The 20559-nt window shown below is 59.4% G+C and carries 15 protein-coding genes; 4 read left to right on the top strand and 11 right to left on the bottom strand.

Annotation, left to right across the window (positions count from 1 at the left end):
- Window positions 1-31 precede the first annotated feature (31 nt).
- The 3 genes from RS887_RS16860 to RS887_RS16850 all read right to left on the bottom strand — a co-directional run bounded on the left by RS887_RS16860 (window position 32) and on the right by RS887_RS16850 (window position 1913).
- Window positions 32-973 (bottom strand): rhodanese-related sulfurtransferase, encoded by a 942-nt coding sequence (locus tag RS887_RS16860; RefSeq protein WP_322616224.1) that lies wholly within the window; start codon window positions 971-973, stop codon window positions 32-34.
- 103 nt (window positions 974-1076) lie between these two features.
- Window positions 1077-1376, bottom strand: coding sequence for a BolA family protein (locus RS887_RS16855; RefSeq protein ID WP_111281784.1), 300 nt, complete (start codon window positions 1374-1376; stop codon window positions 1077-1079).
- A 12-nt stretch (window positions 1377-1388) separates the two neighbouring features.
- The gene (locus RS887_RS16850) at window positions 1389-1913 is read right to left on the bottom strand and encodes a DUF2059 domain-containing protein (protein WP_322616223.1); all 525 of its coding nucleotides are present in this window, start codon (window positions 1911-1913) and stop codon (window positions 1389-1391) included.
- Window positions 1914-2104: 191 nt separating this feature from the next.
- On the opposite strand from RS887_RS16850, the gene RS887_RS16845 reads away from it, so the two are divergent.
- Complete coding sequence (locus RS887_RS16845; protein ID WP_322616222.1) at window positions 2105-3499, top strand: class II fumarate hydratase; 1395 nt, start codon at window positions 2105-2107, stop codon at window positions 3497-3499.
- Between the two features lie 128 nt (window positions 3500-3627).
- Here the strand turns inward: RS887_RS16845 and RS887_RS16840 are convergent, their stop codons facing one another.
- The 3 genes from RS887_RS16840 to pap all read right to left on the bottom strand — a co-directional run bounded on the left by RS887_RS16840 (window position 3628) and on the right by pap (window position 7675).
- Complete coding sequence (locus RS887_RS16840; protein ID WP_322616221.1) at window positions 3628-4587, bottom strand: DMT family transporter; 960 nt, start codon at window positions 4585-4587, stop codon at window positions 3628-3630.
- A 277-nt stretch (window positions 4588-4864) separates the two neighbouring features.
- Window positions 4865-6049 carry a thiolase family protein gene (locus tag RS887_RS16835; protein ID WP_322616220.1) on the bottom strand — a complete coding sequence of 395 codons (1185 nt, stop codon included), beginning with the start codon at window positions 6047-6049 and terminating at the stop codon, window positions 4865-4867.
- A gap of 102 nt (window positions 6050-6151) precedes the next feature.
- Window positions 6152-7675 carry a polyphosphate:AMP phosphotransferase gene (gene pap / locus RS887_RS16830; protein ID WP_322616219.1) on the bottom strand — a complete coding sequence of 508 codons (1524 nt, stop codon included), beginning with the start codon at window positions 7673-7675 and terminating at the stop codon, window positions 6152-6154.
- A 145-nt stretch (window positions 7676-7820) separates the two neighbouring features.
- On the opposite strand from pap, the gene mnmC reads away from it, so the two are divergent.
- Entirely contained in the window at window positions 7821-9800 is a 1980-nt protein-coding gene (gene mnmC, locus RS887_RS16825) for a bifunctional tRNA (5-methylaminomethyl-2-thiouridine)(34)-methyltransferase MnmD/FAD-dependent 5-carboxymethylaminomethyl-2-thiouridine(34) oxidoreductase MnmC (protein WP_322616218.1), read from the top strand.
- Between the two features lie 323 nt (window positions 9801-10123).
- Window positions 10124-10351, top strand: coding sequence for a YheU family protein (locus tag RS887_RS16820; RefSeq protein WP_008017754.1), 228 nt, complete (start codon window positions 10124-10126; stop codon window positions 10349-10351).
- Window positions 10352-10518: 167 nt separating this feature from the next.
- Here the strand turns inward: RS887_RS16820 and RS887_RS16815 are convergent, their stop codons facing one another.
- The gene (locus RS887_RS16815) at window positions 10519-10851 is read right to left on the bottom strand and encodes a YnfA family protein (protein ID WP_322616217.1); all 333 of its coding nucleotides are present in this window, start codon (window positions 10849-10851) and stop codon (window positions 10519-10521) included.
- A gap of 64 nt (window positions 10852-10915) precedes the next feature.
- Window positions 10916-11731: an SDR family oxidoreductase gene (locus tag RS887_RS16810; RefSeq protein ID WP_322616216.1), complete on the bottom strand. Its 816-nt coding sequence runs from the start codon at window positions 11729-11731 to the stop codon at window positions 10916-10918.
- Between the two features lie 284 nt (window positions 11732-12015).
- On the opposite strand from RS887_RS16810, the gene RS887_RS16805 reads away from it, so the two are divergent.
- Entirely contained in the window at window positions 12016-12168 is a 153-nt protein-coding gene (locus RS887_RS16805) for a DUF3309 family protein (protein WP_322616215.1), read from the top strand.
- Window positions 12169-12244: 76 nt separating this feature from the next.
- Here the strand turns inward: RS887_RS16805 and RS887_RS16800 are convergent, their stop codons facing one another.
- From RS887_RS16800 to RS887_RS16790, 3 genes are all read right to left on the bottom strand, one after another.
- Window positions 12245-13609, bottom strand: a complete 1365-nt coding sequence (locus RS887_RS16800; RefSeq protein ID WP_322616214.1) for a DUF1552 domain-containing protein — start codon at window positions 13607-13609, stop codon at window positions 12245-12247.
- 2 nt (window positions 13610-13611) lie between these two features.
- Window positions 13612-17733: a DUF1592 domain-containing protein gene (locus RS887_RS16795; RefSeq protein WP_322616213.1), complete on the bottom strand. Its 4122-nt coding sequence runs from the start codon at window positions 17731-17733 to the stop codon at window positions 13612-13614.
- A 446-nt stretch (window positions 17734-18179) separates the two neighbouring features.
- Window positions 18180-20273: an LTA synthase family protein gene (locus RS887_RS16790; protein WP_322616212.1), complete on the bottom strand. Its 2094-nt coding sequence runs from the start codon at window positions 20271-20273 to the stop codon at window positions 18180-18182.
- Between the last annotated feature and the right edge of the window lie 286 nt (window positions 20274-20559).

The raw sequence follows: 20559 nt of genomic DNA, 5'->3' as shown, positions 1-20559 counted from the left end.
CCATCACATAGAGCAGACGTGCAGACATGGTTCAGGCCTCGGAGGATGCTTGCTTATAGTTGTAGCCGATCGGGTGAGGCTGGTTACGAGCCTTGGCCAGTTCGATCTGCTTCTGCCGGTCGATGGCGCTGCGACGGGTCTTCTCGCTCAGCTTATCCCAGCAATGCGGGCAACTGATGCCGGCCACGTAATGCTCTGACGCGCGGTCTTCGACGCTGACCGGTGTGCGGCAGGCATGACATTGATCGTAGTCGCCTTCGCTCAGGTCATGGCGAACCGTTACGCGGTTGTCGAACACAAAGCAGTCGCCCTGCCATTTGGTTTCTTCCTGCGGCACCTCTTCGAGGTACTTCAGGATGCCGCCCTTGAGGTGGTAGACCTCACCAAAACCCTCACTGAGCATGTAGCTCGACGCTTTCTCGCAACGGATGCCGCCGGTGCAGAACATCGCGACCTTCTTGTGCACGGCCGGGTCGAAGTTGGCTTTGATATAGTCCGGAAATTCGCGAAAACTGGTGGTTTTCGGGTCGATGGCGCCTTCGAAGGTACCGATCGAGACTTCATAATCGTTACGCGTGTCGATCAACAGCACTTCCGGGTCGCTGATCAGCGCGTTCCAGTCTTGCGGATCAACGTAGGTGCCGACCTTTTTGTTCGGGTCCACGCCTTCCACCCCGAGGGTGACGATTTCTTTCTTGAGTTTGACTTTGGTGCGGTAGAACGGCTGCTCGTCGCAGTACGACTCTTTATGGTCGATATCGTCCATGCGCGGGTCGTTCTTGAGCCAGGCCATCAGCCCGTCAATGCCTTCGCGGCTACCGGACACGGTGCCGTTGATGCCTTCTTCGGCAATCAGCAGCGTGCCTTTGATGCCGTTGTCGACCATCGCCTGCAGCAGTGGCTCGCGCAGGGTGACGTAATCTTCCAGGGTGACGAACTTATACAGTGCCGCCACGACAATCTGTTGTGTCATGGGTAAATCTCCAGGTGGCTACCCTCGTAAGGGGTGAACCGGATGCGAAAAAAAAACGCGCCGGGTTAGCGGCGCGTTGCGGATTCTAGCAAAAAACCGGGGTTTAGTGCTTGCTGCCGCCAGCACAGGTCGGCGAGGCCGGGGCGGCGTCGATCCGGGCCCATTCCTCCGGCGTGTAGGTATGCAGCGCCAACGCATGGAACTCGCCCATCAGCTCGCCGAGCGTGGCGTAGACTTTCTGGTGGCGCTTGACCCGGTTCAGGCCTTCGAACTGTGTGCTGACGACCACAGCCTTGAAGTGGGTCTGTAACCCACGGCTATGCATATGGCTCTCATCCAGCACTTGCAGATGCTCCGGCTCAAGCAAGGCCAGCGTCGATTCGATGCGTTGTTGCATGGTCATACCGAACTCCGTTTAAGGCTTTTTCTTGGCTGGAGCGGCCGCGTCTTTCGGCGTCAGCTCGGCGGTCATGTCAGCCAGTAGCTTGTTGACCACAGGCACCGCGCTTTCCAGCTTGGCCTGGGTCATCTGGGCCGATTGCTGGGTCAGCTGGGGCATTTTTTCCAGGACTTTCTTGCCCAGTGGCGACTGATAGAACGCCACCAGGTCCTTGAGCTCGGACTCGGTGAAGTTGGTGGTGTAGAGGTTGACCATGTCCGGTTTCAGCTTGTTCCAGCCAATGGCCTGGTCCAGAGCGGCCTTCGCCTTGGCCTGGTAGGTTTCCAGCAAGGCTTTTTTCGACTCAGGCGCTTTGCTCTGTTCGAAACGCTGGGCAAACATCTGCTGTACTTGCATGTACACCGGGGTGCCCAGTTTGTCAGCGTGCGCCATGGTCAGGAAAGCCTCGGCACTGGCGTTATGGCTGGCGGTGTCGGCAAGAACCTGGCCGCTGGCGCAGACCAAAGCAACGGCGGTACAGATGGCACGAAGACGAGTCATCGAGTTTCCTTTTCTAGCTGGCGAGGTAAGACCCCAAGGGCGTCCATTCTGCGCCTAAAAAAGTGTGTCGCTCAACCCCAAGCCTTGTCGCGCCTGATTTAGAGGGGTTGAATGGTCAAATCCAGACTGATGGAACCACGGTCGTCGAGCACGGCCTAAACTGCGCAATCGGACCTACAGGAGTGAGCAAGATGAGCCGTATCGAAACCGACAGCCTCGGCGAGGTTGAAGTCCCGGATGAAGCCTATTGGGGCGCTCAGACGCAACGCTCGCTGGTCAACTTCGCCATTGGCAACGAACGCATGCCGCTGGCCGTGTTGCATGCCCTGGCGCTGATCAAGAAAGCCGCGGCACGGGTCAATGATCGCAACGGCGACGTACCCGCCGATATCGCCCGTCTGATCGAGCAGGCGGCCGACGAAGTGCTCGCCGGCGACCACGATGACCAGTTTCCGCTGGTAGTCTGGCAAACCGGCAGCGGCACCCAGAGCAACATGAACGTCAACGAAGTGATCGCCGGTCGTGCCAACGAGCTGGCCGGCAACCCGCGCGGCGGCAAGTCCCCGGTGCACCCCAACGATCACGTCAATCGCTCCCAGAGCTCCAACGACTGTTTCCCCACCGCCATGCATATCGCGGCCGCCCAGGCCGTGCAACAGCACTTGCTGCCGGCGATCAGCGAACTGTCCGGCGGGCTGGCCGAGCTGTCCGCCCGCCATATGAAACTGGTCAAGACCGGCCGCACCCACATGATGGATGCGACACCGATCAGCTTCGGCCAGGAAATCTCGGCCTTCATCGCGCAACTCGATTACGCCGAGCGGGCGATCCGCAGCGCACTGCCCGCGGTCTGCGAGCTGGCCCAGGGCGGAACGGCGGTCGGCACGGGGCTGAATTCACCCCACGGCTTCGGTGAAGCCATCGCTGCAGAACTGGCCGCCCTCTCCGGTTTGCCCTTTATCACCGCGCCGAACAAGTTCGCCGCACTGGCCGGCCATGAGCCTTTGACCACGCTGTCCGGCGCGCTGAAAACCCTCGCCGTGACCCTGATGAAAATCGCCAATGACCTGCGCCTGCTGGGCTCCGGTCCGCGCGCCGGCTTCGCCGAAGTCAAGCTGCCGGCCAATGAGCCCGGGAGTTCGATCATGCCGGGCAAGGTCAACCCGACCCAGTGCGAAGCCTTGTCGATGCTGGCCTGCCAGGTACTGGGCAACGACGTCGCCATCGGCTTTGCAGCCAGTCAAGGCCACTTGCAGCTGAACGTGTTCAAACCGGTGATTATCCATAACCTGCTGCAATCGATCCGTTTGCTGGGTGATGGCTGCAGCAACTTCCAGCAGCATTGCGTGGCCGGTCTGGAGCCGGATGCGGAAAAAATGGCTGAACACCTGGAGCGTGGCCTGATGCTGGTAACGGCGCTCAACCCGCACATCGGCTATGACAAATCGGCGGAGATCGCCAAGAAGGCCTACAACGAAGGACTGACCTTGCGCGAGGCGGCGTTGCAGCTCGGGTATCTGACCGACGAAGAGTTCGATGCGTGGGTAAGGCCGCAGAACATGCTGGAGGCTGGCGCCAAGGGCTGAGTCTGTAGCGCCTGATAGTCCGTCATCGCGGGCAAGCCCGCTCCCACAGGTTTTGCGTCGTCCACAAAATTAACGAACGACTCAGAACCTGTGGGGCGTGGCTTGCCCGCGATGAACGATGACGCGGTCTAACTGGCTGCCATCCGCACCTTCCGCGCCTTCAACCCGGCAATCAACGACGGCCCCAACGCCACCAGCGCCGACCCCAGCACCACCAGCACCGCACCGCCGTAACCCAAACCATTGACCGTCTCGGCGTGCACATAGTCAGGCCACAGCCATGCAGCCATGGCAACCGCCGCAAAGGTCACCAACGGCGTGATGGCCAGCGTCGCGCTGACCCGGGAGGCTTCCCAATGGGCCAGGGCCTCGGCAAACGCGCCATAGGCAATCAGGGTGTTGAGGCAGCACGCCAGCAGCAACCAACCCTGCAACGGGTTCAATTGCAAGGCTTCGAGCGGATGCACCCACGGCGTTAACAGCAGCGCGCAAAACAGGTAGATCACCATCATCACCTGCAGCGAATTCCACACCGTCAGCAATTGCTTCTGCCCCAGGGCATAGAAGGTCCAGACCGTGGACGCCAGCAGCACCAGCAGCACGCCGGCGGTGTAATCGGTCAACGATGTGAGCAGTTCGCTCAAGCGCTGGTTGAAAAACAGCGCAAAACCGATCAGCAGCACCAACAGGCCAATCCCCTGCCCCAGGCTGAAGCGTTCCTTGAACACAAACACGCTGGCAATCAGCAGCATGATCGGCCCCATCTGCACCACCAGTTGCGCCGTGCCGGCGCTGAGCAGGTTGAGCCCCATCAGATACAACACGTAATTGCCCACCAGGCCAAGCACCGCCATCAGCACCAGCCAGCCCCCACGCGGGCCAAGTACTTTACGGCTGGGCAGGCGTTTCGTCGCAGCCAGGTAAATGAACAGACAGCCGCCGGACACCATCAGGCGAAACCAGGTCACCGTCACCGGGTCCATCACCAGCAATACCTGCTTGAGCTTGATCGGCAGGATTCCCCACAACAACGCGGTCAACAAGGCCAGGAACAGACCGTAGACCCAGCGACCCGATGAAACGTGCATGTGAACCCCAATGCCAAAGTACAGGAGCCGTCATTCTAGGCCCGCAGCGGTGGCGTACACAGGGACAGTTTCGGTCTGGCCGCGAATGAAACTGTGTGGGTCGTAATCTTTGAGGGGATTTTTACAACCGAGGTGCGCCCATCGCGAGCAGGTCGGATCGCCGCACCGTCGCTCCCACAGGTTTGGTGGCGTACACAACATTTGTGATCGCAGTTGAACACTGTGGGAGCGAGCTTGCTCGCGATGGCTATCTTGCTGGCACGAGAAATATCGAGGCTTACCGCACTGCTTCAAACAACCCGGTTGCCCCCATCCCGCCGCCCACGCACATGGTGACGATGCCGTAGCGCAGATTGCGTCGCTGCAATTCGCGAACCAGATGCCCGACCTGGCGCGATCCGGTCATGCCGAACGGGTGACCGATGGAAATCGAGCCGCCGTTGACGTTGTACCGGGCGTTGTCGATTTCCAGCCGGTTGCGGCTGTACAGGCACTGCGAGGCGAATGCCTCGTTGAGTTCCCACAGGTCGATGTCGTCAATCCGCAAGCCCTTGGCCTTGAGCAATTTCGGTACCGAAAACACCGGGCCGATGCCCATCTCGTCCGGCGCGCAACCGGCCACGGTAAAGCCGCGGAAGAACGCTTTCGGCTTGAGCCCCAGTTCCAGGGCTTTCTCCAGGCTCATCACCAGGGTCATGGACGCGCCGTCCGACAGCTGCGAGGAGTTGCCGGCCGTTACCGAGCCATCGTCGGCGAACACCGGTTTCAACCCGGCCAGGCTTTCCAGGGTGGTATCAGGGCGGTTGCAATCGTCGCGATCGACAACGCCGTCGAGAATCTGCACTTGTCCCGTGGCCTTGTCCTCGACTTGGTATTTCACCGCCATCGGCACGATTTCGTCGCTGAACAGGCCGGCAGCCTGCGCCTGGGCGGTGCGTTGCTGGCTTTGCAGGGCATACAGATCCTGTTCTTCGCGACTGACGTTGTAGCGACGGGCAACGACCTCGGCGGTCTGGCCCATTGGGAAGTAGATGCCCGGCACCTGCTCCTTGAGCAGCGGATTGATCAGGTTATCGGTGTTGACGCTTTTCATGGTCAGGCTGATGGACTCAACGCCACCGGCGACGATGATGTCACTGCAACCCGAGGCGATCTGGTTCGCGGCAATGGCAATCGCCTGCAAGCCCGAGGAGCAGAAACGATTGAGGGTCATGCCGGCCGTGCCGATGCCCAGGCGCGACAGCACCGCGACGTTGCGACCGATGTTGAAGCCCTGTGCGCCTTCGTTGGAGCCGGCGCCGACAATGCAGTCCTCGACGCTGGCAGGGTCGATACCGGTGCGCGCCAACAGCGCGTTCACACAATGGGCCGCCATGTCGTCCGGGCGGGTCATATTGAATTTACCGCGAAAGGATTTGGCCAGGCCGGTCCGCACGCTGTCGACGATCACCACTTCACGCATGGCATACCTCATTGTTGTTATCGGTTGAGAGTGGACCGAGCATAAGCCGACCCAATTACCGACTGCGACAATCATTCACCCCGCGTATGCGTAACCATCGCCTCAATTCTTACCCTTGTACTTCTTGCGTTCACGTCGGTCGGACTTTTCGAAAGCCTCCTCCAGTGCCCGGTTGATGGTGCGCAAGACCTTGACCCGCGCCCAACGCTTGTCGTTGGCTTCCACCAGAGTCCATGGCGCAATCTCGGTGCTGGTGCGGTCGACCATGTCGCCGACCGCCGCACGATAGTCGTCCCACTTTTCACGGTTGCGCCAGTCGTCCTCGGTGATCTTGAAGCGCTTGAAGGGGATTTCCTCGCGTTCCTGGAAGCGCTCCAGTTGCGTCTGTTTGTCGATGGCCAGCCAGAACTTGACCACGATCACTCCGGCGTCGGTAACCTGTTCTTCAAAATCGTTGATCTCGCTGTAGGCGCGCAGCCAGTCTGCCGGACTGCAAAAACCTTCGATGCGCTCCACCAACACCCGGCCATACCAGGAGCGGTCAAACACGGTGAACTTGCCCCGGGCCGGAAGGTGTCGCCAGAAACGCCACAGATACGGTTGCGCCCGCTCTTCCTCGGTGGGAGCGGCAATCGGCACGATGCTGTACTGGCGCGGATCAAGCGCTGCCGCTACCCGGCGAATCGCCCCGCCCTTGCCGGCCGCGTCGTTGCCCTCGAACACCGCCACCAGCGCATGGCGGCGCATGCGTTTGTCACGCATCAACCCGGAAAACCGCGCCTGTTCGGTGATCAGCTGTTCTTCGTAATCTTCCTTGTCCAGCTGCCGGGTCAGGTCCAGGCTGTCAAGCAGGTTCACCTGATCGACACTGGGGATCACTGGCGCGGCGCTGACCTTTTCCGGATGGATCGTCGGCCGCTGCAATGCGCCGTGCAGCCCCTCCAGCAGAATCCGCCCCACGGCCAGACTCCGATAATGTGCATCCGCCCCGGCGATCACATGCCACGGTGCATAGTCGCGACTGGTACGGCGCAGGACGCGTTCGCCGTACTTCACGAATTTGTCGTAGGTTCGCGACTGCTGCCAGTCCAGCGGGCTGATGCGCCAACTGTGCAACGGGTCGTCGGCCAGCGCCTTGAGGCGTGCCTTCATTTGCTTCTTGGAGAGGTGAAACCAGAACTTGAAGATCAGCGCACCTTCATCGCACAGCATTTTTTCCAGGCGCTCGGCGGCATTGATCGCCTGGTCGAGTCGTGGATCCTTGAACTCGCCATGGACCCGTCCCTGCAGCATCTGGCTGTACCAGTTGCCGAAGAAAATCCCCATGCGGCCCTTGGCCGGGAGCATCCGCCAGTAACGCCAGGCCGGTGGCCGCGCCAGCTCTTCGTCGGTTTGCTGATCAAACGTGCGGACCTCGATCAAGCGCGGGTCCATCCACTCGTTGAGTAACTTGATCGTCTCGCCCTTGCCGGCGCCTTCGATACCGTTGATCAAAACGATCACCGGAAACCGGCGTTGCTGCTGCAACTCGAATTGCGCTTCGAGCAACGCTTCGCGCAGGGCCGGTTCTTCGGCGTCATAGGTGTCTTTGTCGATGGCGTGATCGATTTCGGCAGATTCAAACATGAGCGGCTCCCTTCCAGATGTGAGCAAGCCTAGCGGATTGAACTGAAGGCCAGCAGAGATTTTCCTGAGGGTCGCCCTCGCCACAAAGAGCTTGACCACGCCGTCGATCGGCTAGAATGGCGACCTTGCCGTTACAGAGCCTGCCATGAAACCTGTATTGCCCCACGCCCAGCTCGACTGGGACGACCAAGGTCGCCCGTATTCGCGAGTGTTCGACGATGTTTATTTTTCCGACCAGTCGGGGCTGGACGAAACCCGCTATGTCTTTATCGAGCAGAACCGCTTGGCCGAACGCTTTGCGGCCTTGCCCGAGGGGGGGCGGCTGGTCATCGGTGAAACGGGGTTCGGCACCGGGCTGAATTTCCTGTGTGCGTGGCAGGTGTTCGAGCAACACGCGGCGGCCGGGGCTCGGCTGCATTTTGTCAGCGTCGAAAAATACCCGTTGAGCCCGGCCGACCTGCAACGTGCCCTGGCGCTGTGGCCGGAACTCAAGGTGTTTGCCGATCAATTGCTGGCGCAGTACGTGGCGATCCATCAGGGATTTCAGCGCCTGACGCTGGACAACGGCCGCGTCACCCTGACCCTGCTGATCGGCGATGCGCTGGAACAACTGCCCCAACTCGATGCCCGAATCGACGCCTGGTTCCTCGACGGTTTCGCTCCGGCGAAAAACCCCGACATGTGGACCGCCGAACTGTTTGCCGAACTGGCGCGCCTGGCCGCGCCCGGTGCATCCATCAGCACCTTCACCAGCACGGGTTGGGTGCGACGCCTGCTCAACGCCGCCGGCTTCAAGATGAAACGCACCCCCGGCATCGGCCACAAATGGGAAATCCTGCGCGGCGAGTTCCTCGGCTGGCCCCAAGACGTGGCCGCCCCGGCGCCCGACAAACCCTGGTTTGCCCGACCTGCACCGCTGACCGGCGAGCGTCAGGCACTGGTGATCGGTGCCGGGCTGGCCGGTTGTGCCAGCGCCGCCAGCCTCGCCGCGCGGGGCTGGCAAGTGACATTGCTGGAACGCCGCGACGCCATTGCCCGGGAAGCCTCGGGCAACCCACAGGGTGTGCTCTACCTGAAGTTATCGGCCCATGGCACGGCGCTGTCGCAAATGATCGTCAGCGGTTTTGGCTACACCCGCAGACTGCTCGAACACTTGCAGCGTGGCAGCGACTGGGATGATTGCGGTGTGCTGCAACTGGCATTCAACGCCAAGGAAACCGAACGCCAATTGCAATTGACGGCAGCGTTTGCGCCGGACTTGCTGCACCTGCTGGATCAACCTGAGGCACAGGCGGTGGCCGGAATCGGGCTGGCGCACGGCGGCCTGTTCTATCCCGAAGGCGGCTGGGTGCATCCACCGGCGTTGTGCCAATGGCAAGCCGCTCATGCAAACGTTCAACTGCATGTACATCGCGATGTGCTCGAACTGCGCAAGGCCGATGGCCAGTGGCAGGCCTGGGATGGCGAGCGCTTGCTCGCCAGCGCACCGGTCGTGGTGCTCGCCGGTGCCGCCGATATCCAGCGTTTTCCCGAAAGTGCCGGGTTGCCGCTCAAGCGTATCCGCGGGCAAATCACCCGCCTGGCGCAAACCCCGCAAAGTCGGGCCCTGGGCACGGTGGTCTGTGCCGAAGGCTATGTCGCCCCCGCCCGTTTGGGCGAACACACCTTGGGGGCCAGTTTCGATTTCAAGAGCGATGACCTGACGCCGACCACCACAGAACACCTGGGCAACCTGGCCATGCTCGAAGAGATTTCCCACGATCTGGTCACCCGCCTGGCGATCGACCGCCTCGACCCTGAAAGCCTCCGGGGTCGCGCCGCCTTTCGCTGCACCAGCCCTGACTACCTGCCGATCGTCGGCCCGTTGGCCGACGCGCAGTCGTTCACGGAAGCCTATGCCGCGCTGGGCAAGGATGCGCGGCAGGTGCCCAACGTCGCATGCCCATGGCTCGACGGTTTATACGTCAACAGCGGGCACGGTTCGCGCGGATTGATCACGGCGCCATTGTCCGGGGAACTGCTGGCGGCGTGGCTGGACAATGAGCCCCTGCCGTTGCCCAGAAGCGTGGCCGAAGCCTGTCATCCCAATCGGTTTGCCTTGCGGCGCCTGATCCGGGGCAAGTAGTCGATACCGCCGTCGAGTCACTGGACCGCTTCAACCATCAGCTCGAACACGAGCCCCAGATGGAAAGCGATACATGGGTGCCGTCGGTGGACAGCCTGGTGGGGCAACAGTCGGAGAGTTGACCTTAGGATTTTTACTGACCGGGCGATTGCCATCGCGAGCAGGCTCGCTCCCACATTTGCCCGCATTCCTATGGAAGAACCCGATCAACTGTGGGAGCGAGCCTGCTCGCGACGGGGCCTGATTGACCACACTTTCGCCTCAGGCTAGTCGCAATCACCCAATCGCCGTAGCATCGCGCCATTGATTGAACCGAGGTGCCTATGCTGATCCCCTACGACCAACTTCAAGTCGACACCCTTACCCGCCTGATCGAGGATTTCGTGACCCGCGACGGGACGGACAATGGTGACGACACGCCACTGGAAACCCGTGTGTTGCGCGTGCGCCAGGCCTTGACCAAGGGGCAGGCACTGATTGTCTTCGACCCGGAAAGCGAGCAATGCCAACTGATGCTCAAGCACGACGTGCCCAAGCACCTGTTTGACTGAGGCCTTCAGCGTCCCTTGGTTTTCGCCAGTTTTTTTCTGGCCCTTGAAGTTGCGCGGCCTGCCGCAGGCCTGCAATGCTGCGGCAGTAAACCAGTCCGGACTGACAGCCACGACACACCATGCTTACGGAGAGGTCTGACAGGCCGGATGATTGTAGGGACGATCCGTCAGGACGCGGAAAATCGCGGCCCGAACAGGATGATACTTGCGCCGAGCACACACAGCGCCACGCCGAGCCAGTCCGACCCCAGAGGACGAATTCGCTCGACCACGGCCAACCAGCCGATGGACGCAATGATGTAGATGCCGCCATAAGCGGCGTAGGCGCGGCCGGCGTAGGTGGCCTCGATACGGGTCAGCAACAGGGCGAACAGGGTCAGGCTGAGGAGCGCCGGCACCACCCACCACATGCTTTTACCCTGGCGCAGCCACATCCAGAAGGCAAAGCAACCGGCAATTTCAAACAGCGCGGCGAGGAAAAACCACAGGTAATTGAGCATGCAAGCGTCTCGCGAGGATGGCCGATGGCGGCCACCCTAACCACAGCGTTGCCTGTGAGCAAGATCAGCTTGCGGATTGCCTGGCCTTGGCGCGCATTTTGTCGGCCATGGCGGTCATTTCGTTGTAGAGCAGCTGCGGGTTCTTCTGCTTGATCGCCCAGGCCATGCGGCCCTGTTCGTGGGGCAGGATCATGAACTCGCCGGCCGCGACCTGCCGGTAGATGTAGTCGGCGATATCGGCGGCGCTGATCGGCGAGCCCTCCAGCAACTTGCCGACCTGGGCTTTCATGGCCGGTGTCGGGCCGCGAAACGAGTCCAGCAGGTTGGTCTGGAAGAACGACGGACACACCACATGCACACCCACTTCCTGATGCGCCAGCTCGATCAGCAGGCTTTCGGACAGTGCCACCACGCCCGCCTTGGCCACGTTGTAGTTGCTCATCGCCGGGCCTTGCATCAGCGCGGCCATGGACGCGATGTTGATGATCTTGCCTTTGCTTTTCTCCAGCAGCGGCAGGAAAGCCTTGCAGCCCTTGACCACGCCCATCAGGTTGATCGCGATCTGCCAGTCCCAGTCCTCCAGGGACAACTCACTGAAGAAGCCGCCAGAGGCTACACCCGCGTTGTTGACGATGACATCGATGCCGCCGAGCTTGACTTCGCAGGCCTGGGCGAACGCCGTCAGCTGGCTGTAATCGCGCACGTCGCAGCGCTGGATAAAACCATCACCACCGGCCTCGCGAACCAGCTTGAGGGTTTCCTGCAAGCCGGGCTCGCTGACGTCCGACAAGGCCAGTTGCCAGCCTTCACGCGCCCAGCGCAGCGCGATTTCGCGACCCAGGCCAGAGCCTGCACCAGTGATCATCATGCGATTTTGCATAGCAAACAGCCTTGTTGTTCTCGGAAGATGCATCGAGTGTAGCGAAGGACATTGCCCGACCCACGCTCCATCAGATTGCTGAATGGCCCGAGCAAACCACGGGAGCGTCTGAAGTAACTAATGCAACAACAAGAAGTTAAAGACCTGTTCGAAATACTTGAAAAAAATCTGGAATTATCCTGCGAGCGCGAGAGTCAGACTTTTTAAGCAGCTCGAATTTACTTCATTCCCGCTGACCTTGATTGGCATGGTCAATCCACTGCATTTTCGACAAGGAAACAGACATGGGCACAATACTGATCATCATTCTGATCCTGTTACTGATCGGTGGTTTGCCGGTCTTCCCGCACTCCAGAAGTTGGGGTTATGGCCCATCCGGAATCCTTGGCGTGGTGTTGGTGGTGATACTGATCCTGTTGTTGCTCGGCAAGTTATGAAGGTCTGAGAAGCAGACAGGAACCAGCGAAAAAGACGATGCCAGTCAGTCAATCCGACTGGCATCGTTGTTTTGATTCATACGTTAGTGAATATCCCGCTGAGGGGATCGATATTGCCGCCATAAGGCACGCTGGTTCCGGCGGCCTTGGCAACGGTTGCCCAGACACGCTGGATGTCGACGAAACTCTTGCCGATCACCGGGTTCCCCGTGTGGTGCTGACGATCGGCTTGCGGCGTGATATTGAAATACCGCCCTGCACCGTCCCCGCTTTTGAGCAGCCCACTCGCCCCTCCCATCAGTACCATTGGCATATCGACCGTGTGCTCAGGGGCTCCATCGGCCATCTCGCTGGTGAGTACGACGAGTGTATGTTGGAGCAGATTGTCACTGGGCACGTGCGGGTCCTGGTACCGGGCCAGTTCATCCATAAACAGTTTGACCTGCCTAACGTACCATTGCCGTGTTCCCCTCCAGAATTCTTCCCCGGAGCCACGGTGAGCACACTCGTGGGGATTACTGTCGGGACTGACATCAACGATATTGAGCGACTCTGCCGAGCGCCCGATCTGAAGGGTGGCGACTCGGGTTATCCCGCACCCCAAGGCAGTGGCCACCACTTTGTGGTGATCAGCCTGAATGCGGGTGCGGTGCATTGCCGATCTGTAATCCAGGGGCTCGAGTGTCACAGGCTCACATGCCCCCACCGGCGGCCGTGTTTCCTCCAGGTCCTTGATGACCTGCTCCACCGAGTCGAGATGGGTATCAAGCTTTTGCCGCTCACCGGCGGAGAGTCTGCCTCTGACTTCCTGGATATCCACCAGGGATGCCTCCAGCAGCGCACCGGCCCCAGGCTGTAGTGCGCTCCGAGTCTGAGCGGGCGACTTGAACAACGATTCAGCCATCAGCATTGGGTCACGGTAAGGGGTACGAATCGTACTTCCCTGAAACGACACAAACCAGGGCGTTCCATCGATTCCGGCGTGGGGGCCGGCAAACAGACTTCGGTGGGACGGCTCAGTGCCCGGCAGCACTTGCCCCAGCAACACGTCAATAGACGATTGACTCTGTGCGCTATCACGCAATACCCAGTTCCAGCCACTATGACCCAAGTTCCCCGGCCCCAAAATAATCCCGCGCAGGTACAGCGATTGGTTGCGGTAGGCGGCCAGCTCTGCACTGACTTCATTCAATGTAAAAGCCGTGGTATCCATCCCCTGTGCAGTGGGATGCCACAATCCGCGCCCATCACCAAATGGACCGCCATTGTAGGAATCCACCGCCAGTCCATCGGGCACCACCACAAACACAATTTTCAACCGGGCTTGCTGGGTTTGCCCGGCCAATGCCATGCGCGCCAGACCGAATTGAGTCAAGGGACCGTAGACACCTGCCGCAGCCAGGCCCGCGAGAAAACGCCGACGACTTTTCAAAATGCCCATGATCAGTTCCTCTCGGTTTTGTAGATGAACGCCTTGGAAGTCCCCAGGGTTCGCAACATCTCTGCCAGGGAGCCTGAAGTTTTCAAGCCATCGGCAATCGCCTTCACTGTCCCGGAGGTCGCTTCATCCGATTTGTTGCCGAACACAAAACGGAAGTAGCTGTCGGCCATGCAGAACTGTGATGCCGGGTTGCGTGGGACAATTCTGGCGACATCCCGGACGTCATCGATCTGCTCGGTGCCGGCCAAACTGATGAACGGACCGGAGGCCTTGATCGGCAACATCTGCGGATACTGGTGGTAGTTGTGGGCCTTTTCCTGAGTGCGATAACGACCGGCCGCGTCGTAATGCTCCATCGACGACCCGGTGTCGTTCATGTATTGATGGCATTGCCAGCAGCGTCCCCCTGAAGCCTGCTCGCCGTTGACCAGATCCCAATGCTCACGGGTGGTAATGGCACGAGACGGATAAACCGGTTCTGTCGGATCGGCTTCCACCGGGGTACCGAACTCACGGCAGAACATCTGCTCGCGAATCATGATTCCACGCTTGACCAATGAGGTGCTCACCAGGTCTGAGGTGGCAGCCTGGGTCAGACCCAGATGCAGCAACCCGCCCCGTTTTTCGTCCACCGTGACCTTTTGCATCGTGCTGCCCGTGACACTGCTGATGCCGTAATGCGCAGCCAGTTCCTGATTCAGGTAGGTGTAACCGGGGTTGAACAACTTACTCAGGGTGCCTGAATCCAGCAGCATGCTTTTGCTCAACAGATACTGCTCCTGCGCCATGAGCTCGATCATTGGCTTGGTCAGTCCCGGTTTTTCCTGAACGCCGCGTGCGGTTTTGATGTAGTAGCTGACGAAGCGGTTGAACTGTTCGATGCCACGGTCCGTTTGCAGCATTCGCTGAATTTCCGCCGAGATCTGTTGTGAGGTCTGCAGTTCATTGCGCTGCGCTTTGGCCAACAGTTCTACATCCGGCGTCGTGCCCAGGAACCCGTAGGAGAGTGCCGTTGCTACCTCGAACGGTGTGAGCTGATACACCTTGCTTGCCGATGCTGACTCCACTCCCAACTCCGAGCGATAGAGAAAATGCGGCGACAGCAATAGAGCCGCAATCACAGCCGGAGCCCCTTGCTCATCATGTATTTTCTGGTAACGCAAACGCTCGGCGTCAGTCACAGGCCGTCGGAACAACTGATAGCCCAGGGACGTGACCAGATCGGTGCCTGTCCGGGAGGTTGCCAGCGCGCTCAACCGCGATGGCGAAACCTTTTCTGCCACCGACAATGCCATGTCGTAAAACAGTTTGACGTCCTCTGCCTGCAGAACGCCCATGTTCGCTTCCCCTGGGTATTTGAAGTCTTTTTCCGACTTGTCGGCCGGCAGCTTCTCAGGATTGACTTCGACACCCAGAATGTCCCGGACACTGGCGGCATACTCACTTGGCGTCAGCAATCGCAACTGTCGCGCGCCATAGGATTCGCCCTGATCCAGGTAAGGTTTCCAGACGACATCGAACAAGTGATTACTGATTTCAGTCGCACAGGTGGTGTCGCAATGCCCTGAAACCGGCATGGTCTTGATTTGTTTGACCAACGCTTCCCGACCCGCCACGCTCCAGAGCAAGGCCTTACTCGCGCTGTTGAAGTACTCGACCGCATGGCACTTGGTACAGGCCCACGCCAGGACCGACTCGCCCAGGCTCTCAACATGTTGGTAAGTTATGAGGGGTAGCTGCCGGTCCTGACTGGACTCATCGATCACCACCGGCTCCAGTTCCGGTTCCGGTTTTTCCTTCGAGTAAAACGGGTAGATAACCTTGTACTTGCCGTAGTCAAGGAGCTGCGTCGTACTCTCGCCCCATGGAATGTTTATGACCTGTGGCTCGGCATTGCTCCGGGCCTCATTGACCAGGCTGATGTGCCATTGGCCATCGGTGACTGAAGCAGGTTTAGCCGGTGCCTGGATCGTGATCTTGACTTCAAGCTTGATCGGCCGCTCGCGGTAACGCAGGTTGATGGTCTGACTCTTGCTGGTTTGCGATAGCGTAACGGAGGTGTTGCGAACCTCAGGAATCCAGTTTTTCACGTCATTGAGGCGCAACTGGTACTCACCATACGCCAGTCCTTTGAGAAACAGCGTGGACTCATTGTCTGCCGGATTCCACGACACTTGCACCAGCCGGCTATTGCCGTCGGGGGCAATCAGGTAACCACTGATCATCTCGTTTTCCAGGCCAGGGGGCGACTGCATTGGACGTAACGCCAATTCGGTCTGCGGCAACCCGGTTGCGTCATAGCGCACGCGATAGATGACCCCGGCGACGTCGTCGCTGATCAGCAGGCTGCCATCCGCCAGCTCAAGAAACTCGACGGGGCGCCCAATGCACGAGTTATCCAGGCAATAGACATCAAATCGATCCGGGTCCTGCACAAATCCATTGATCAGCGGGATCTGGTTGACCACGCGCGTACCGCCCTGGATGGTCAGCATTTGTATGTCCATGCCTGGACGGACGGTGGAGCCAGCGCCATGCACGGCAACCAGCAAACGTTGGGTATCCGCATCGGCCGGGTAACCTGACCAGAACTTGACCCCGAGCGGCGCCGTGTTGGTGCCCGACTCAAAAGCTGCCGGCACATAATCAGCGGGGTTGATCTGCTCGAGCGACTTGTCGGACACAATGGCACCGGGCACCAGCGGTGGCTGGATCACACCCGGGTTCAGGAACTCCTCCCGGGTGAATCCGGGCGTGTCCTTGCCAAACCGGTAAGGCACGCCGAAATGCAACCCGGGGCCCCGGACAAAATTGACCTCGTCAGGGTTGGGGAAGCCTTGGCGATTATTGTCGCTGAACCATATTTTGCCGTCCTTGGGGTTCCAGTCGAAGCCGACAGAGTTACGCACCCCCGTGGCCAGAATCTCGGACGCCCCCGTTTCCAGGGAGTAGCGCAAGACCGTCCCATAGCGCTTGTCGGCAGGAATCATGCACAAGTTGCACGGAATGCCGACCGCCGTATAAAGCCACTTGTCCGATGGATCGAGCGGATTGAAGCGCAAGGGGTGTTTCATGTGCCAGATGCGAGTGTTCGAGCCGGACGACAGAGGAGGCAAGGGAAACAGGTTGTCGTCTGCCGGAAATTTGAAAACCCGTTCGGGTTTCGGGTCTTTGTAATGATCGTCCGCGTTACGCAAGCGATACAGACCACCCGTGGTCGAGTAATACAGATCACCGTCGCGATACGCCACGCCGTGAGGCTCTTCCAGACCGCTGGCAATGACATGAATGCCCGTCGGTTTACCCGCCCCATCCAGTGGCAACGCGTAGATCATGTCGCCGATTTTTCCGTCATAGACGTACGAAGGGATTGCGCTGGAGCCGACATACAATACGTTCTTGCCCATGGCCATCTGCCTGGGCTGAATAAGCCCCTCGGCAAACAGCTCGATTTTTATCCCCGGCAAACCACTGAGTTTGCTCACATCCACCGGAGGCCGATACTTCACCGTCACGGTTTGCTCCGTCCCCTGCGCCTCCTTGAACGACACAATGCGCGGGGTGTTCAGCGGGATGTATCCATCAGCGCTGTTCATCACCAGTTGGTAGTCGCAAGCTTTCAGATTATCGAGGTGGATCGTCTCGTTGGCCTTCGCGCTGATCGCAATCTCTTCGGCTTTGCAGCGCAAAGTCCCGGTGACCCTCTGATCAGCGCGAGCGACGCCGGGCACTGCCGGTTTCAGGGGGGCTTTGCCGCTGAGGGTGGAAAAACTCAGCGTCAAGCGATTGCCCTCGAAGCCACCGCATTCGCCGAGGTCCTTCCACGCGTCTTTCCAGTGGTTGGTTGGAAGGAGTGGCTCATAGATCGCTTGCCGGCACCATTGCCAACTGCCAACGCCAAGCGGTGCCTCGTCATCTTTCCAGCACTCAAACTGTCGGCCGGCGTGCTGTACCTGTTGCCCTTGTTCATAGGGCGTGTCCTTTGCATAAGCGGGTGCAGTACAGGACTGAGGTGAGGGAGCTGACTCTGATGTTCTGGTGAACACCACTAAAGCGATGACAGCAGCGAGCGCCACCAGACCCGCTAGACACAGCAAACGAAGCACACCGACAGACTTATTCATGAAGCAAGCCTCAATCGTCAGTCAAGTGTTTCACCCGTTGGACAAATCTGCTGATTCAGTGTCCTGCGGCGAACCACCTGAACCGAAGTGGCTGGCCAAAAAAGAGCCAAAGCCAACCCCGGTGTTTCTATTGGAATGTCTTCCAATGCGGTTCCACTGCATGACCAAGACATGGCACGAAAGCCATAGAGACAGGAACTGACAGACACTCATCCTTGCAACGCTGCCCGCTCTCAACGTCGCGGTTGCAAACGCTGGATCAGGTACCCGAAGCACCTGTATGAAATCCCCAAACCCCAAGGCTGTCTACTGTCAGAGTTGACAGGTATTGCCCTTGGGTGCGGTATATCGCCACCCGGCAGGCATAAAAAAATCCGATGCCTGTGCAGGCATCGGATTCTGGTTTTTTGTTGCCTGAGGTCAGGCAGCAAGACTTGACTGAATACTTAGTTCGGTGTGCCGTGAACTACACCGGCGGTGTTGTCCAGCAGGCTCTTGGTCGCTGTTTGCAGGAACGCTTCGAGCTTGAGTTTCAACTCGGCGGTACCTGGTGCATCCACGATGATCTCGGCGTGCGGCGTAGCGCCCATTTCGTACTGGTACAACTTTGGCGCCATGTCCTTTTCCTTCGGCAACACAAGGATCCGGTCGTCGCTGAGGATGGCCGTGGTCTGTTCGTTACCCGAAGGTTTGATCACACCAATACCCTTATCGCCTTCAGGCAGGTTGAGCAGGTCGCGGCCCCAGCATTGCTGGCGAACTTCACCGCCCAGACGCCCCATGATGGTCGGTACGATGTCGATCTGGGTGCCCACGGTGTGGTCGCGCTGGCCGAATTTCTCCTGGATGCCCGGCGCGATCATCAACATCGGCACGTTGAAGCGGCCCAGGTCCATTTCAGTGATCTGCTGCTCGTTGCCGAAACCGTGGTCACCGACGATGACAAACAGGGTTTCCTTGAAATACGGCTCCTTGCGGGCCTTTTCAAAGAACTGGCCCAGAGCCCAGTCCGCATAACGCATGGCGGTCAAATGCTCGTTCAGGCTGCCGCGATTGGTCACGCGCTCGACCGGCAATGGCGTCGGCAAGGCGTATGGCGTGTGGTTGGACAGGGTTTGCAGCAAGGCATAGAACGGCTTGCCGTTTTCCCGCGCCTTGAGCTCTTGCAGGCCGCGATCGAACATATCCTGGTCGGACACGCCCCAGGTCGGGTCGGAGAACACCGGGTTAACGAAGTCGTTACGGCCGATGAAGTTGGTCATGCCCTGGTTGCTGAAGAAACCCGACTGGTTGTCCCAGGCGAAATCGCCGTTGTAGACGTACACGTCGTCATAGTGGCGGGCACTGAGCAACTGCGGCAGGCCAGACAACTTGTGGCTGCCTTCCGGGGTCTGCATCAGGTATTCGAAACCCGGCAGGTTCGGGAAGCACCCCATGGTGGCGAACATACCCTGGTGGGTATGGGTACCGTTGGAGAAGAAGCGGTCGAACAGCAAGCCTTCCTTCGACAATTTGTCGAGGTACGGCGTGATGTTGCCCGGCCCGCCCAAGGCACCCACCGAGTGACCGGCCATGCTTTCCATCAGGATCACGACGACGTTCTTGATCGGCAGGGTCTTGTCGGCCGGCGGCGTGTAGTCACGACGTACGGCGGCGATGTCGGCTTCGACCAGCTTCTCGTCGGGCAACACCAGCATGTCACGCACAACTTGCTGGGCTTGCTCTTGAGGCAGGGTGGCCTTCCAGATGTTGTCGCGTTCTTCGGACATCCGGCTCTTCGCTGCGGCAATCAACTGCAGGGTGCCGTTGAGGCCCAACTGGTTGGCGAAGTTCGAGTTGGTGGTGTAGACGTCACCCCAACGCAATGGCGGGCCTTGACGCAAAGTGCCTCGAGCGGCGACCACGCAGATCAGCAGGCACACCACGAATACCGCGATACGCGCGTACCACGGTGCAACCTGGCGCGTGCCGATGCTGCCACCACTGAACGGGCCACGGGGACGGGTCGCACGGTCGGCGCCCTTGAATGCCAGGCTCAGGATCCAGGTACCCACGGCCCATGCCAGCAGGTAGCGAACCACCGGGAAACCGTACCAGAGCATGCTCATCACGGTTTTCGGATCTTCCTTGACGTACTGGAAGACCAGGCCGTTGAGGCGCTGGTGGAACTCACGGTAGAAGTCCATTTCCATCAGGCCCAGGAACAGCGCGATGCTGGAGACGATCGTCAGCCAGAGACGGAACAGCCCGCGTGCGGCCATGGCCCGGGCGCTGAACAATGCCAGCAGCAACGGAATGCTCAGATAGACCACCAGACGCACGTCGAAACGCAGGCCGTTGGCGAATGCCTCGAGGAAGGTAGAGGCCGGGGTGTCGAGGATCATCGAGCGGTTGTAAACCAGCAGCGCGACGCGCAGCAGGCTGAACATGACCATCATGACCAGGGCACACAACAGCGTGTAGGCCAGATGCGATTTGACGGTCGGTTGCAGCAGGCGACTAGAGGCTCGCTGCTGATTCAGGGCGTCCGGGATTGCCATGTCGTTTTAGGACCCATTGGAAGTTGAAGTTTCAAAAATACAGCTGCGCCTTGCCCTCTTTTCGGCCCGTACAAGGCCTTGGGGTTTGCGCGGTGCGCAAATGTTGCACGATCAACGGCAGCATTGCCATTGATAACTACCCTCATCCCGACTCTTTCATCCTGAATTCAGCAATACGCAGCGCGTTACGGGAGAGCCGGCGAATTGTCTTGGAGAGTTGGTGAAAATTTCGTGCAACGCATATCCGGAAACAAATTAAAGCCTGCGCACCGGTCAAAAAACGCAA

The sequence above is a fragment of the Pseudomonas sp. BIC9C genome, assembly GCF_034541995.1.
In the GTDB taxonomy this organism is placed as follows: domain Bacteria; phylum Pseudomonadota; class Gammaproteobacteria; order Pseudomonadales; family Pseudomonadaceae; genus Aquipseudomonas; species Aquipseudomonas fluorescens_CC.
Note: the sequence above shows the minus strand (reverse complement) of the source record. Positions and strands in the feature narration are given on the sequence as shown.